The organism is Hoeflea sp. (genome assembly GCF_984452065.1).
Window position 1 is genome coordinate 1 of record NZ_CFHWAF010000112.1, and the last position, 14,619, is coordinate 14,619.

Consider the following 14,619-nt stretch of genomic DNA (forward strand, 5'->3'; position numbering starts at 1 on the left):
TGTCAAGCACATGCTTTGCACCCAGCTCTCGCAGATGGTCCTCTTGCTCTTGCTTGCGCACGATCGCGATGGGCGTGATATCGTGGTCGCGGCCAAGCGCCGTCAGCAGCTTGCAGAGCTGGCTGTTCGCCGCCGTCAGGATGAAGCTTCCGGTCTGCGAGGCGCGCACGATGTCGAACATGGCCATTGCCGTGAGCGGATTGACGACGTGCCCGGCCGCATCCTCATCGCGCATGTCGGCGCGCACCGGGATACACACCTTGGCGGAGGTGATGGCATAGTCGGTCCATGCGCCGGACCCGGCGGGATCGACGGTAAAGGCGACGCGTTTTCCGACAAGGGAAGACGCATAGTCCCCGTTTCCGGCAACAACTTCTCCGACACCCTCGAAGCCGGCCGCCGCGCCCTTGACGCGGGGATGTCCGTATTCGCCCTTGATGTAATGCAGATCGGACGGGTTGACCGACGCCATCGCCATTTTGATCAGCACCTGACCGTCCTTCAAGTCGGGCAGGGCGATTGTCGCGGGCTCAAGATAAAGGTCCAGGCTTTCGATATGAGGCCCCTCGGACTTTCCCGAATAGCCGTCATGCTTCTGCACCAGTGCGAACGTTTCTTTGGGCAATGCCAAGGTCAAGCTCCTTCCGGCACAAGGACGAGTTTTCCGACGGCGCCACGGTCCAGCACTCTGGACAGAACGTCAGCGGCCTGTTCCAGAGGGTATCTGCCCTCTATATGGGGCTTCACCTTGCCTTCCAGATACCAGCCGATCAGTTCCTTCATATTGTCGGCGTATGTCTGCGGTTCGTTCTGCGTAAAGGAGCCCCAGAAAACGCCGACAAGCGAAAATTCCTTCACCAGTGTCAGATTGACCGGCAGTTCCGGAATACGGCCCGATGCGAAGCCGATAACGAGAAGGCGGCCTTTGCGGGCCATGGCACGGCAGGCGGCATCAAAAGCGTCTCCTCCGACCGGATCGAAGAGCACGTCGACGCCCTTGCCGCCGGTGAGATCCTTCAAACTGTCCTTGAGGTTTTCATAACCGATCACCTCATCCGCGCCGGCGCCGGTCGCCACCGCCTGTTTTTCCTCGGTTGATGCGACGGCGATCACCCGGGCGCCCATCGCCTTGGCGATCTGGATCGCGGCAATGCCCGTCGACCCGGCGGCGCCCAATATGGCGACGGTCTCGCCGGGTTTCAGTTCGGCCCGCTGCTTGAGGGCATGGTGTGCGGTGCCATAGGCGCACATCAGCGCGCACGCATCGGCGGCGTCCATGCCGGGCGGCAGCGGGAAGACCGCCGCCTGGGGCACGCCGACCAACTCCGCATAGCCGCCCAGTTGGCCGAGTGCGGCGACGCGATCGCCCGGTTTGAATTTGTCGACTGCGGGGCCGACGCTGTCGACAACGCCCGCCACCTCCATTCCGGGAACGAACGGCGTTGGCGGCTTCATCTGATAAAGGCCCTGCACAAGCAGACCATCGGGATAATTGACACCGATCGCCTCGGGCCTGACCACAACCGTATGGTCCTTTACGTGCGGATCGCCGGTTTCCCTGTACTCAAGGTTTTCCAGCGGGCCGAAGGCCTCGCAAAACACAGCCTTCATGGTCAAACGCGCTCCTGGGTGTATTTCTTCAGTTCCTTGCGGGCAACCTGCATGCGGTGAACGGCATCCGGGCCGTCGGCCAGGCGCAAGGTCCGCAATCCGGTCCATGCGCGGGCGAGGGGGGTGTCCTGCGACACGCCTTCGCCACCATACATCTGCACCGCTTCATCGGTCACCTTGAGCGCCACACGGGGCGCAACCACCTTGATCTGGCTGATCCAGGGTGCCGCGGCGCGCGCATCGCCCTGGTCCATCATCCAGGCGGCCTTCAGGCACAGCAGCCGTGCCATTTCGATATCCATGCGGCATTCGGCGATAATGTAGTAGTTCGCGCCGAGCTTGGCGAGCGGTTTGCCGAACGCCTCGCGCCGCAGCGATCGCTGACACATCATTTCCAGCGCGCGTTCGGCCTGACCGATGGCCCTCATGCAATGGTGGATCCGGCCCGGCCCAAGCCGCCCTTGAGCGATTTCGAAACCACGGCCCTCACCGAGAATGAGGTTGTCGGCCGGAACCCGGACATCCGTAAACCGGAGATGAAGGTGGCCGTGCGGCGCATCGTCATGACCATAGACCTGCATGGCCCGCAGCTTTTCTATTCCCGGCGTGTCGGCCGGAACCAGGATCATGGAGTGGCGCTGGTGTCTCGGCTGATCGTCGCCGCCGGTCTTGACCATGACGATGTAGATCTCGCAACGCGGATCGCCGGCGCCCGACGACCACCACTTCTCGCCGTTCAGGACATACTCATCCCCGTCGCGTTCACAGCGCATGGCTATGTTCGTGGCGTCGGACGAGGCGACATCCGGCTCCGTCATCAGATAGGCCGATCTGATCTTGCCTTCCAGCAACGGCGTCAGCCATCGGTCCTTGTGGGTATCGCTGCAGTAGCGCTCGAGCACCTCCATGTTGCCGGTGTCGGGCGCCGAGCAGTTGAAGACCTCCGCGGCTATGCCGGCTTTGCCCATTTCCTCGGCCAGATAGGCATATTCGACGGTGGTCAGTCCGTAACCGCGTTCGGAATCGGTCAGCCAGAAATTCCAGAGGCCTTTTTCCTTCGCCTTTGCCTTGAGGCTCTCGAGGATCTCGGTCTGCCGCGCGGTGTAGCTCCAGCGGTCTTCCTTGTCCACCTCGCCGAGAAATTCCTCCTCAAGCGGAAGAATCTCATCCCTTACCATGGCGCGAACTTCTTCCAGGAGCGGCGCGACCTTGTCGGTGATGCCCAGATTCATGTCAGACATTTGCAGCGAGTTCCTCCGTCAATCCGAGACCGCGCAATGCGAAGAGCGCGCATTGGCTCGCGATGTGTTCAATTGTACCGTCGTCCTGGCCTTCACGCTCCCGAAACCAGAAGAGAGGTGAATTCAGGGAAATAAACATAAGTTGTAAGGCAATGCTTGAGCTTTCGAAATGCGCAATGCCCTCCTTCTTCGCGGCCTCCAGGACCGTTCGGAATATGTCGGCGTAGTTATCGCGCATGGCCTGCAGTTCGATCAGGATCTCGCGCTGCTCCGGCGTGGTTGCGCCGCGCTGCAGCAGTTCCACGCCCTCCCAGACACAGCGTTGAAACGGCTGTGTGCGGATCATCGCCACACAATGTGTCTTCGTCATATGCCGCAACTTCTCCGCGGTCGGCATCGAGGCGGATGCAATCGGCGCGATCACGTCGAAATTCATCTGCATGCCGTGGCGAAACACGTCAAAGAAGAGCTCCGCCTTGGAGCGGTAATGATGATAAATGCGGCCCTTGGTTGCCCCGAGGCTGCGCGCAACATCGTCGATGCTGGTTGCCGCATATCCGCGCGCCATGAAGCATCTGGCAGCCGCTTGGAGGATGTCTTCCTGAACCGGGCGAACCGGGCTCTGTGTCGCCGATGCGGACATAGGCGCGATGTTCCTCCTCCAGGCTATGTCGATCCCGAGGCCGTAGCATGGCCTCGAAATCTCTTTGTTCGTTGTCAGGAGAGGAACATACTACCGGGTATGTTGTCAATCAGCGTTCGGAGAAATCCGACCGGCCGCGACCTTCCGTATCAGATATCGAGGGCATGCCTGAACCAGGAAATGGTCTCGCGCAGACCATCTTCGAGGCTGACCTCGGGTTCCCATCCGAGTTCCCGTTTTGCGACCGCGATATCGGGGCAGCGCTGCAGCGGATCGTCCTGAGGCAGCGGCTTGAAGGCGATCTCGGACCGGCTGTCGACCAGCGACAGGACACGCTCTGCGAGTTCAAGCATCGAGCACTCGTCCGGATTGCCGAAATTGATCGGCCCGGTGACATCTTCGGAACTGTCCATGAATGTCAGCATGCCGTCGATCAGATCATCCACGTAGCAGAAACTGCGGGTTTGTTTGCCGTCGCCATAGATGGTGATCGGATCGCCCTGAAGCGCCTGAACGATGAAATTGCTCACCACGCGCCCGTCGCTCGGATGCATCCGCGGGCCGTAGGTATTGAAGATTCGCATCACCTTGATGCCGACATCGTTCTCCCGGTGGTAATCGAAGAACAGCGTTTCCGCACATCGCTTTCCCTCATCGTAGCAACTGCGCGGACCGATCGGATTGACGCGTCCCCAGTAGTCTTCGCTTTGAGGGTGGACCTTCGGATCTCCGTAAACCTCCGAGGTTGACGCCTGCAGGATGGGAACATTCAGACGCTGTGCGAGATCGAGCATGTTGATTGCTCCCAGCACGCTGGTCTTTGTCGTCTGTACCGGGTCGAACTGGTAGTGAACGGGAGAGGCGGGGCAGGCAAGGTTGAAGATCCGCTCCACCTCAACCTTCAGCGGTTCGACCACATCATGACGCATCAACTCGAAATCGGTGCGCCCGAGCAGGTGTTTGATGTTGTTGCGTTGGCCGGTGAAGAAATTATCCACGCACAAGACGCTGCCGCCGCGCTGCAACAATGCATCGCAAAGATGCGAGCCCAAAAAACCTGATCCGCCGGTGACGAGAATCTCCCGCATGCTGTCTCCTGGAAAGTACAACGCATCGCAAGCCCGGTCCCAACCTGCCGGAACGGTTGCGCTTTTTGGCATTGGTTTATTGAATCATGAGATGGGACACAACCGCATTCTTGGCAAGCGCAATCGCCGGCGCTTTACAAGCCTGCTGCGGCCTGCAATGGAATGCCGAGGCAACTTGGAAACCTTCCGACGCGGTGCAGGGGTAGCCCTATGGGACTGAACAAAGGCGCACGCCGGCTTTCAAATCATGTCGCGGCATACGGCTCGATGATCGCATACCGGCTGAACGCTTCCGGCAAAACCGAGGCGGACTGCCGCTATATCGGCAGCCACGGCATCAAGAAAGCCTGTGACTTCTGGACGCGGGAAGGCAGCCCGCATCATGCCATACGGGCAAACGGACAGGGTGGTTCCGCGCAGGCGACGCCCTCTGCCATTTACGTCAAGACCAGTTTTCTGCGGAAATTTTGCGACGATCACCTGGATGAACTGGATTTCCCGTTTGTCCTGGCAACCGGTTGCTGTGATATGGAAGCCGGCTCGAGAGACCTCAGCCCGCAACTGCGCGCGCGTCTTCTGGACAACACCAAGCTGATTTCATGGTACGCGCAAAACTGCAACGACAACCATCCCAAGCTCAAGCCGCTCCCGATCGGCCTCGACTATCACACGCTGACATTCAAACCGTACTTCGATCCGTGGGGTTATTTCGACACGCCCGTCGGGCAGGAAAAGACTCTTGATGCCATAAGGGTAGCGGCACCACGGCTGGAGGCCAAGGCACCCACAGGATATTGCAACTGGCACCACGTCCTTGATCGTGGAGATCGTTTGAGATGCATCAACGGTGTGGGCCTGGACACGCTGACGCTGGAGAAGCCTTCGGTCAGGCGGTCCTTGAGCTGGAAGAACAACACGGCTCATTTCTTCACCATCAGTCCGCTCGGGGAGGGAGCGGATTGCCACAGGACCTGGGAGGCTCTGCTGCTGGGTTCCGTGCCGATCGTTCCCCGCTCGGGGATCAGCAGTCTCTTCGATGATCTGCCCGTTTGCGTCGTTGACGACTGGAGCGAGGTCACGGCGCGGTATCTGAAAGAGCAGAAGGAACGAATTCTCGCGTCCGAGTTCGATTTTTCCTCGCTTTATCTCGATAGCTGGCGGGACCGGTTGCGAGGCCGGTTGCATCGCCCGGCAACCCGGCAGTCGTTTCAGGAGTTTGTCGACACGGCCCATGAAGGGCCGCGCCAGTGCGATGAGAGCCGGCAATCACCATGAAGGGGCAGGGCCATATGACCTACGATATGACAGGACGACGCGTGCTGGTGACCCATGCCACCCGCTATATGGGCCCCGCCTGTATCAAGGAGTTTGCGGCCAGCGGCGCTGACGTTCTGGCCGACGACAGCGACTTAAGCGGCGACGAAGACTGCCGGGCGCTGATTGAACGCTCCTCGCCGATTGACGTGCTGATTGTCAACCTGGCGGCGCCCAACCACTACGGAACCCCGGTGACGGAGCTTGAAGAACCGGCATGGCGCGACATGTTCTCGCTTCTGGTGCATCCGCTGCATGGGCTCGTGCGGCATGCCCTGCCAAAGATGATCGAACGGCAAAAGGGCAAGATCGTCGTATTCGGGAGCGCCACCCCGTTGCGTCCGATGGGACGGCTTGCCGCGTACAGCGCGGCGCGGGGCGCGCAGATATCCTACGTCAAATCGGTGGGCGTCGAGGTGGCGCGGCATAATGTGCAGGTCAATCTGATCGCGCAGAACTGGGTGGAAAACCCGGCTTACTATCCGCCCGAAATGCAAGCGAACCCGAAGTTCCAGAAGAACCTGAAGGATCAGGTCCCCATCGGCCGGCTCGCAAGGCCTGAAGAGGATATCGCTCTCGCGCTGTTTCTGGCGAGCGATCAAAGCGACTTCTTCGTCGGCCAGGCCATTCCGTTTGCCGGAGGCTGGACAAGTTAGCGCAAATCGCCCCGGACTTTATGCGCCGGTTTCCTTTGTTGGCGAAGCCCGATCGCGTCCGATGCTCACATAGGTGAAGCCGTAGCGCGCCGGTTCCTTACGCCGATGAATGTTCCGCAGATCGATCATCAACGGCTGCGCCATGGCATCGCGCAGCCTTTCAAGTTCCAGCGCACGCAGCACGTTCCACTCCGTCATGATGACCACCGCGTGCGCGCCCACGGCCGCCTCGTAAGGGTCATCGGCCCACACCACCTCCGGATAGAGACTGGCTGCCGGCTCCATCGCCTTCGGGTCGAAAGCCCTGACCTTGACGCCGTTTTTCAGCAGCAGATCAACGAGCGGAAGGGCAGGGGATTCACGGATGTCATCCGTATCCGGCTTGAAAGCGATACCAAGCACGGCGACGGTTTTTCCCTGCGGGGCGCCGATCGTTTCAAGGACCCGTTCGGCCATCCTGCTCTTGCGGTCTTCGTTAAAGGAGATCGTTGCCTCCACCAGTGGCTGATCCGTGCCAACGGACCTGCCGAAAGCCGCCAGCGCCCTGGTATCCTTGGGAAAGCACGATCCGCCGAAGCCGGGGCCGGCACGCAGGAATTTGTCGCCGATACGCTGGTCGAGGCCGATGATCTCCGAAACCTCGATGATGTTCGCATCCACCTTTTCGCACAGATCGGCGATATTGTTGATGAAGCTGACCTTCATCGCAAGGAAGGCGTTTGAGGCATATTTGCTCAACTCCGCACCGGCGAGCGAGGTCGTGGAGATCGGCGTGTCCTGGAGCTTCAACGGGCGGTAGAGCGCTTCGGTCACCTCACGGCCGCGCTCGTCATGGACGCCGATCACGACGCGGTCGGGCCGCATGAAATCCTGAATGGCCGACCCCTCGCGCAAGAACTCCGGATTGCTGACGACGGAAAAATCGAGGTCCGGACGCAGTTTCGCGATGCGTTGCCTGACACGCTCGCATGTCCCCGGAACCACCGTGCATTTGACGATAACAACGGTGCCGTCCTTCAGATGCGGAGCAATATCGTCAACGGCGGAAAACACATATGTCAGATCGATGTCTTCGCCGCCGGCGATCGAAGGGGTGCCCACGGCAAGAAACACAACGTCGCAACCCGGAACGCATCGCGAGACGTCGCCTTCAAATTGCAGACGGCCGGCTTCGGCATTCGTGCGCATCATCTGCTCAAGTCCGGGCTCATAGATCGGACTTATATTGTCTTTCAACAACGCCACCTTATCCGTGTTGTTGTCGACGCATGTGACATGAAAGCCGAACTCGGAAAGGCATACGCCCGTTACGAGACCGACATAACCGGTTCCGATAATCGTTATGATCAAAACAGCCTCGTGCGGTTTATTTCGGTAGGGTGTCGACCTGTTTTACTAATCCGCCGGTCTTGGCGTTTTCATTGCCAGTGCGTGGCGGTATAAACAATTCGCGGAACAATTCCAAACCATATAAAGACACTTCGACCGTCCAGCACTGTGGAAACATCCCCTATGGCAGATCAGACATCAGCCCCGATCATCGTAACCGGGGCGGCAGGCTTCATCGGCTTTCACGTCGCCAGGCTTCTTCTGGATGCGGGGCACCGTGTTGTCGGCATAGACAATATGAACGCGTACTACGATGTCGGTCTGAAGGAGGCCCGACTGGCGCGGTTGCAGGGCCGCAACGGCTTCAGTTTCGAACGTCTGGATCTCGCCGACAAAGACGCGGTGGCAGCGGTTTTCAGCGCTGTTCAGCCAACCCATGTCGCGCATCTTGCCGCCCAGCCCGGCGTTCGCTATTCGCTGGAAAACCCGCATGCCTATGTGGACAGCAACATCTCCGGCTTCCTCAATGTACTGGAAGGCTGCAGGGACGGCGGCGTTGCTCATTTGGCCTATGCGAGCTCGAGCTCCGTATACGGCAACAGCAAGGATGTGCCCTACAGCACCCGGCAAAATGTGGACAATCCGATCAGCCTTTATGCCGCCACCAAAAAGTCGAATGAACTGATGGCGCATGTCTACAGCCATCTTTGGAATATTCCGGTGACCGGACTGAGGTTCTTCACGGTCTACGGCCCATGGGGCAGGCCGGATATGGCGGCCTATCTGTTCACCAGGGCGATCCGCAATGGCGAACCGATCAAGGTGTTCAACAATGGCGACCTGCGCCGGGATTTCACATTCATTGACGACATTGCGAATGGCGTTGTCAAAGTGCTGCTTTCGCCCCCCGGCAAATCATCCGGTGCGGGCACACCGGCGCGGAACGACCCGACGGCGCCGCTTTACCGGCTCTACAACATCGGCAACAGCGAACCGGTCGAACTCCTCAAAATGATCGAAACGCTTGAAAAAGTGACCGGCCAGACGGCTCGAAAGGAGTTTTTGCCGATGCAGCCCGGTGACGTTTACGAGACTTATGCCGATACCTCGGACCTGGAGCGCGACTTCGGTTTCAAGGTTCATACGCCGCTGGAAGAAGGGCTTGCCGCCTTTGTCGAATGGTATGACAGCTACCATGCCGCCGCTGACGGAAGATAGGATTGCGGAGATTCCGGACCTTTATCTGATACGCCACGGCCAGACCGAATGGAACCGGCTGGGCCGATTTCAGGGCATCCGCGATATTCCGCTGGATGCGGTCGGTTTGAGACAGTCGCGGGACGTTGGGCAGCGGCTTCTCCACTACCTCGATGCGCATCGGCCGCATCCGGATGAACCGCGGGTCCTGTGCTCGCCGCTGCAGCGGGCCGAAAAGACCGCCGAGATCGTCGCCCGGCAGCTTTCGGTCCGGCAAGACAGCTTGCGCAAAGTGCCTGAACTGCGTGAGGTGTCCTATGGCGAGTGGGAAGGCATGACGACGCTGGAAGTCAAGGCGGCTTATCCCCGGTCACGGCGGGCCCGAAAAGCCGACCGCTGGGGCTTTGCGCCGCCGGGCGGTGAAAGCCATTCGTCACGCCTGGATGATATCAGGGCGGTTCTGGAAGGGTTGGACAAACCGACCGTTATTGTCTCCCATGCGGGAATACTCAGAATCTGCCTTTTTCTTCTCGGCCTGAAGAACGAGGAAGAGGCTCTTCTGGAACCGATTCCACAGGATAAGATTCATGTGTTTTCAAAAGGGTCATTGGCACTGATATAAAAATGCTGCAAATATGACCTAAACACGGTGAAGAAGCGGCAATAACAGCATCCGCACGACCGGCTCACAGGGGAACAGGCGCTGAATGAATGAGGGAGTTGCCGATCTGCTGCGCGTGGAAAATCTCCGCGTGGGGATCGGGTCACGGGAAACGATGGTGGACGTCGTCAACGGTGTCAGCTTTCGCATCCCCAAGGGCAGGACAGTTGCGCTTGTCGGCGAGTCGGGCTCGGGCAAATCCATCATAGCCCAGACGATCATGGGCATACTTCCCGACGTCGCCGAGGTGACCGGCGGCTCAATCAAGTTCTACGATCCGCTCAATGGAGACGAGCCCGTCGATATCGTCAAACTGGCGCGCGACGGCCGGCAGATGAGGCAATTGCGCGGAGGGCGCATCTCCATCATTTTTCAGGAGCCGATGACATCGCTGTCGCCTGTGCACACGGTCGGCAACCAGATTGACGAGGCGCTCTATCTTCACCGCGATGTCAGCAAAGGCGAATGCCGGGAACTGACGGAACAGATGCTGGCCCTCGTCGGCTTCCCCGATCCCTCGCGCGCCTACAACATGTACTCGATGGAACTGTCGGGCGGCCTGCGTCAGCGCGCGATGATCGCGATGGCGCTGGTTTGCAATCCGGCATTGCTGATTGCCGATGAGCCGACGACCGCGCTGGACGTGACGGTCCAGGCACAGGTGCTGGCGGTTTTGAAAGACGTGCAGCGCAAGCTCGGCATGTCGCTGCTCCTGATTACCCACGATCTCGGCGTCGTGGCAAACATGGCCGATGAGATTTTGGTGCTCTATCACGGCGCCATCATGGAAGCGGGGACGCTGGAGGATATTTTCCACAATCCCACACATCCCTATCTCAAGGCGCTCCTGGCCGCCGTTCCGAAACTGGACATGGAGCCCGGCGAAAAACTGGTCGCCCTGCGGGAGGTTACCCAGCCTCTGCCCGAGTCTTTCAAGGAGAAGGCGCAGCAAAGATCATATTCGGATGAGGACAGTATCCTGACGGTCAGGAACCTGTCCAAGAGTTTCGAGTCAAAAAAGGGCAGTATGCTGGTCAGCTCGGAAGCGGACAGGGTGATCGCCGTCGACAATGTGAGCTTTACCGTCCGCTACGGCGAGTGTTTCGGATTGGTCGGCGAAAGCGGATGCGGCAAGACATCGATCAGCAAGATGATCATGCGGGCCATTACGCCGTCAGGCGGCTCGATCTGCTTTAACGACGGCAAGAGCGAGGTCGATCTTGCCGCCCTGCATACCAGGGAACTCTTCGATATACGCCGAAAGATCCAGATGGTCTTTCAGGATCCGTTTTCGTCGCTCAGCCCGCGGTCCACCGTGCTCAATATCCTGTCGGAGCCACTCGAAATTCACGGGGAGGGCAATCGCCAGTGGCGCGCCGAAAGGGCACGCGAGCTGATGAGCATGGTCGGATTGTCGCCAACCTTCCTCAATCGCTATCCGCACAGCTTTTCCGGCGGGCAAAGACAGCGCATCGGCATTGCCCGGGCACTGGCGCTCGATCCGGATCTGCTCATTTGCGATGAGCCGGTGTCCGCACTGGATGTGTCGGTGCAGGCGCAGATCCTCAACCTGTTGATCCGTCTTCAGAAAGAACTCAATCTGACGACCATCTTTATTTCCCACAATCTCGCGGTTGTGAACTATGTGGCTGATCGCGTCGCCGTCATGCGCCGGGGACGCATTGTAGAAATCGCTCCCGGCCGGGTGTTGTTCCAAAACCCCGTCCACCCCTATACTCTAAGTCTGTTGCAATCCATTCCCACGACGGATTTGGCTTGCCCCCTTGCGCTGGGACATGCCGATATCCTCTCATTCAGCGCATCGGACAACTGGGATGAGCGTTTCATTCCGGAAAGACCCGGGGCGGAAATGCAAATGCTCGAGGTTGGCGAGGACCATTACGTCCTTGTCCGCCCAAACTGTGATACGACAAGGCTGGTAGCATGATGTTGAAGCACATTTCACCCGTAACCACGTTGTTCACGCTGCTGTTTTCAGCGGCCATGGTGAGCGCCGCGACCGCCGCGCTCAAGGAGCCTCCGATCCTCGAACCGATGGTTCAGTCCGGGGAACTGCCGCCGATGAGCGAGCGCTTGCCCGAGCAGCCGCTGAAGGTGAATTTTGATGCCAACGGCAGGACCATCGGAAGGTATTGCTGCAGCATGGAAATGCTGATGGGCAAGGCCAAGGACATCCGCATGATGACCGTCTACGGCTATGCCCGGCTGGTCGGCTTCGATGAGAACTTTGCGCTGAAACCCGACATCCTTGAAAAATTCGAAGCGGAAGAGGGACGCATCTTCACGCTTCATCTCCGCAAGGGCCATAAATGGTCCGACGGTCATCCCTTCACGGCGGAGGATTTCCGCTATTACTGGGAGGATGTCGTCAACAATGAGGAATTGACGCGCGCCGGCCTGCCGCAGGTTCTGCTGTCCAACGGCAAGCCGCCCAAGTTCGAGGTTATTGACGAGCACACGGTTCGCTATACCTGGGAGGACCCCAACCCCGCATTTCCTCTCGGCCTTGCCTATCCGCGCGCCACATACATCTACAAACCGGCGCATTTCATGAAGCAGTACCACCCCGCCTATACCGATCGGGATGAACTGGAAAAAAAGGCAAAGGAACTCGGATACCGCAACTGGGCGGCGATGCACACCGGCCTTGGACGTCAATACCGGCCGGAAAACCCGGAAATGCCGACGCTACAGCCATGGCGCAATACCACGGCCGGGCCCTCCAAGCGCATGGTGTTCCAGCGCAACCCCTATTATCACCGTGTCGACCCGGACGGTCAGCAGCTTCCCTATATCGACGAAGTCGTGCTGCTGATGGGATCGACCGATATCGTGCCGGCGAAGACGGGCGCGGGCGAGAGCGATCTCCAGGCGCGCTATCTGCGCTTCGACAATTTCACATTCCTCAAGGAGGGCGAGGCCAGTCAGGGTTATCGCGTTCTTCCCTGGCGTGCGGGCATTGCCTCGCAGATTTCGCTCTATCCCAATCTGAACTACAAGGACGAGGCCTGGCGGGAGCTGTTCCAGAACCGGGAGTTCCGCCGCGCGCTTTCAATCGGCGTCAACCGCAACGAGCTCAACGAGCAGCTGTTCTTCGGCATGGCGAAGCCGGGTGCGGATACGGTCCTTGAAGCCTCTCCGCTTTACAAGGAGTCGCTCAGCCAGAGCTGGACTCAGCATGACACGGAACTGGCGAACAGGATGCTGGACGATCTCGGGCTGCAAAACAGGAATGCGGAAGGAACGCGCCTGCTGCCCGACGGACGGCCCATGGAGATCATTATCGAAAGCGCCGGCGAAAGCACCGAGCAGACGGACGCGCTGGAACTGATCCGCTACCATTGGGACGAGCTTGGCATACGCATTTTCAGCCGCTCCCTTCAGCGCGACATCCACCGTCGCCGTTTTCTGACAGGTGAAACGATGATGACCATCTCGAAGGGCCTCAACATCGGCCTGGCGACACCGGATCTCAATCCGGAGGAACTAGCGCCCGTTTCACCGGCGCAGCCGAACTGGCCTGTGTGGGGACAGTACACCCAGACCGGTGGCAAGGCCGGCGAACCGCCGAGCCTGCCTTCCGTCAAGCGTCTGCTGGAGCTCTACAACGCCTGGCGCTCGTCCACGAATGACATGGAGCGGGAATCCATCTGGTCGGAAATGCTGGAAATCTATTCCGAGGAGGTGTTCTCGATCGGCACCACCCGCGAAGTGATCCAGCCGGTTGTCATCAACAGCAAGCTTCAAAACGTGCCGGAGACGGGCATCTATTCCTGGGCTCCGTCATCGTTTTTTGGCGTATACCGGCCGGATACTTTCTGGTTCGCGGAATAGAAGGTAGATGCTGAAATACATCTTTCTTCGTTTTCTGGCGATGATACCCACGCTGGCGATTGCCAGCGTGCTGATCTTCACGATCGTGGAACTGCCGCCCGGCGATTTCTTTGAAAGCTATGTTGCCGAACTCGAGGCCTCGGGCGAAACCATCGATCCGAAGAAGATCGAGTATCTCAGGGTCGAATATGGTTTCGACAAGCCCGTCTGGCAGCGTTACTTCACCTGGGTGTGGGGGATGTTCCACGGGGATTTCGGGTATTCCTTCGAATATGAGCGTCCCGTATCGGAGTTGATCGGCGGTCGATTATTCCTGACGATGCTGCTGTCATTCGTGACGATCATCTTCACCTGGGTAATCGCGTTCCCGATAGGAATATATTCCGCAACGCACAAATATTCGATCGGCGACTACGGCTTCACGTTTCTGGGTCTTCTTGGTCTTGCGACGCCGAATTTTCTCCTGGCGCTGATCATGATGTATTTCGCCAAGGTTTGGTTCGGGACCTCCATTGGCGGCCTGATGGATCCGCAATACATCAACGAGCCGATGAGCCTGGCGAAGTTCGGCTCCATCATGGAACACATGGTGATCCCCGTCATCGTCATCGGAACGGCCGGCACCGCCGCGATGATCAGGCGCATTCGCGCCAACCTGCTCGACGAGCTGAAAAAGCAATATGTGATCACCGCCCGGGCCAAGGGCGTGCCGCCGGTCAAGGCCGTTCTGAAATACCCGTTCCGCATGTCCCTGAACTTCTTCATCGCCGATATCGGCAACATCCTTCCCGCGATCGTATCCGGCGCCGAGGTGGTCGCCATCGTCCTTTCGCTGGAGACGACCGGACCGTTGCTGATTTCCGCGCTGCAAAGCCAGGACATGTACCTTGCCGGCACCTTCCTGATGTTCCTTGCCGTATTGACCGTTATCGGCGTGTTGATCTCGGACATCGCGCTGGCCTTTCTCGATCCGCGTATCCGCTTGCAGGGGAAAGCGCATAAATGACCAAGTCGTCCCTGCCGG

The 14,619-nt window shown here is 59.0% G+C and carries 13 protein-coding genes; 7 read left to right on the forward strand and 6 right to left on the reverse strand.

Annotation, left to right across the window (positions count from 1 at the left end; genetic code table 11):
- The 5 genes from AC5E6N_RS18200 to AC5E6N_RS18220 all read right to left on the reverse strand — a co-directional run.
- The coding region (locus tag AC5E6N_RS18200; RefSeq protein ID WP_491749141.1) for an alcohol dehydrogenase catalytic domain-containing protein at positions 1–631 on the reverse strand (631 nt) is incomplete at its 3' end.
- A gap of 2 nt (positions 632–633) precedes the next feature.
- The gene (locus AC5E6N_RS18205; protein WP_491749142.1) at positions 634–1,611 is read right to left on the reverse strand and encodes an NADPH:quinone oxidoreductase family protein; all 978 of its coding nucleotides are present in this window, start codon (positions 1,609–1,611) and stop codon (positions 634–636) included.
- 2 nt (positions 1,612–1,613) lie between these two features.
- A complete protein-coding gene (locus AC5E6N_RS18210) occupies positions 1,614–2,852 on the reverse strand; it encodes an acyl-CoA dehydrogenase family protein (protein ID WP_491749143.1) in 1,239 nt (412 codons plus the stop codon).
- The gene (locus tag AC5E6N_RS18215) at positions 2,845–3,495 is read right to left on the reverse strand and encodes a TetR/AcrR family transcriptional regulator (RefSeq protein WP_491749144.1); all 651 of its coding nucleotides are present in this window, start codon (positions 3,493–3,495) and stop codon (positions 2,845–2,847) included. The genes AC5E6N_RS18210 and AC5E6N_RS18215 overlap by 8 nt, the downstream gene beginning before the upstream one ends.
- Positions 3,496–3,644: 149 nt before the next feature.
- Positions 3,645–4,583 (reverse strand): UDP-glucuronic acid decarboxylase family protein, encoded by a 939-nt coding sequence (locus AC5E6N_RS18220; protein WP_491749145.1) that lies wholly within the window; start codon positions 4,581–4,583, stop codon positions 3,645–3,647.
- 210 nt (positions 4,584–4,793) lie between these two features.
- Here AC5E6N_RS18220 and AC5E6N_RS18225 point away from each other — a divergent pair, with 210 nt between their 5' ends.
- On the forward strand, positions 4,794–5,858 hold the full coding sequence (locus AC5E6N_RS18225; RefSeq protein ID WP_491749146.1) for a hypothetical protein: 1,065 nt from the start codon (positions 4,794–4,796) through the stop codon (positions 5,856–5,858).
- Complete coding sequence (locus AC5E6N_RS18230; protein WP_491749147.1) at positions 5,855–6,553, forward strand: SDR family NAD(P)-dependent oxidoreductase; 699 nt, start codon at positions 5,855–5,857, stop codon at positions 6,551–6,553. Before AC5E6N_RS18225 ends, AC5E6N_RS18230 begins: the two co-directional genes overlap by 4 nt.
- Before the next feature lie 18 nt (positions 6,554–6,571).
- Here the strand turns inward: AC5E6N_RS18230 and AC5E6N_RS18235 are convergent, their stop codons facing one another.
- The gene (locus tag AC5E6N_RS18235) at positions 6,572–7,903 is read right to left on the reverse strand and encodes a UDP-glucose dehydrogenase family protein (protein WP_491749148.1); all 1,332 of its coding nucleotides are present in this window, start codon (positions 7,901–7,903) and stop codon (positions 6,572–6,574) included.
- A 162-nt stretch (positions 7,904–8,065) separates the two neighbouring features.
- Here AC5E6N_RS18235 and AC5E6N_RS18240 point away from each other — a divergent pair, with 162 nt between their 5' ends.
- The 5 genes from AC5E6N_RS18240 (at position 8,066) to AC5E6N_RS18260 (ending at position 14,601) form a co-directional block, all read left to right on the forward strand.
- A complete protein-coding gene (locus AC5E6N_RS18240) occupies positions 8,066–9,100 on the forward strand; it encodes an NAD-dependent epimerase (protein WP_491749149.1) in 1,035 nt (344 codons plus the stop codon).
- Positions 9,078–9,701 carry a histidine phosphatase family protein gene (locus AC5E6N_RS18245; RefSeq protein ID WP_491749150.1) on the forward strand — a complete coding sequence of 208 codons (624 nt, stop codon included), beginning with the start codon at positions 9,078–9,080 and terminating at the stop codon, positions 9,699–9,701. Before AC5E6N_RS18240 ends, AC5E6N_RS18245 begins: the two co-directional genes overlap by 23 nt.
- A gap of 85 nt (positions 9,702–9,786) precedes the next feature.
- Positions 9,787–11,688, forward strand: a complete 1,902-nt coding sequence (locus AC5E6N_RS18250) for an ABC transporter ATP-binding protein (protein WP_491749151.1) — start codon at positions 9,787–9,789, stop codon at positions 11,686–11,688.
- Complete coding sequence (locus tag AC5E6N_RS18255) at positions 11,685–13,595, forward strand: ABC transporter substrate-binding protein (RefSeq protein WP_491749152.1); 1,911 nt, start codon at positions 11,685–11,687, stop codon at positions 13,593–13,595. Before AC5E6N_RS18250 ends, AC5E6N_RS18255 begins: the two co-directional genes overlap by 4 nt.
- Before the next feature lie 7 nt (positions 13,596–13,602).
- Positions 13,603–14,601: an ABC transporter permease gene (locus AC5E6N_RS18260; protein ID WP_491749153.1), complete on the forward strand. Its 999-nt coding sequence runs from the start codon at positions 13,603–13,605 to the stop codon at positions 14,599–14,601.
- Positions 14,602–14,619 lie beyond the last annotated feature (18 nt).

What these genes read in the sequence shown, in the direction of transcription:
- AC5E6N_RS18210 (WP_491749143.1), bottom strand. Translation starts at nt 2,852, where the DNA reads ATGTCTGACATGAATCTGGGCATCACCGACAAGGTCGCGCCGCTCCTG.
- AC5E6N_RS18215 (WP_491749144.1), bottom strand. Translation starts at nt 3,495, where the DNA reads ATGTCCGCATCGGCGACACAGAGCCCGGTTCGCCCGGTTCAGGAAGAC.
- AC5E6N_RS18240 (WP_491749149.1), top strand. Translation starts at nt 8,066, where the DNA reads ATGGCAGATCAGACATCAGCCCCGATCATCGTAACCGGGGCGGCAGGC.
- AC5E6N_RS18225 (WP_491749146.1), top strand. Translation starts at nt 4,794, where the DNA reads ATGGGACTGAACAAAGGCGCACGCCGGCTTTCAAATCATGTCGCGGCA.
- AC5E6N_RS18220 (WP_491749145.1), bottom strand. Translation starts at nt 4,583, where the DNA reads ATGCGGGAGATTCTCGTCACCGGCGGATCAGGTTTTTTGGGCTCGCAT.
- AC5E6N_RS18205 (WP_491749142.1), bottom strand. Translation starts at nt 1,611, where the DNA reads ATGAAGGCTGTGTTTTGCGAGGCCTTCGGCCCGCTGGAAAACCTTGAG.
- AC5E6N_RS18245 (WP_491749150.1), top strand. Translation starts at nt 9,078, where the DNA reads ATGCCGCCGCTGACGGAAGATAGGATTGCGGAGATTCCGGACCTTTAT.
- AC5E6N_RS18230 (WP_491749147.1), top strand. Translation starts at nt 5,855, where the DNA reads ATGAAGGGGCAGGGCCATATGACCTACGATATGACAGGACGACGCGTG.
- AC5E6N_RS18260 (WP_491749153.1), top strand. Translation starts at nt 13,603, where the DNA reads ATGCTGAAATACATCTTTCTTCGTTTTCTGGCGATGATACCCACGCTG.
- AC5E6N_RS18255 (WP_491749152.1), top strand. Translation starts at nt 11,685, where the DNA reads ATGATGTTGAAGCACATTTCACCCGTAACCACGTTGTTCACGCTGCTG.
- AC5E6N_RS18250 (WP_491749151.1), top strand. Translation starts at nt 9,787, where the DNA reads ATGAATGAGGGAGTTGCCGATCTGCTGCGCGTGGAAAATCTCCGCGTG.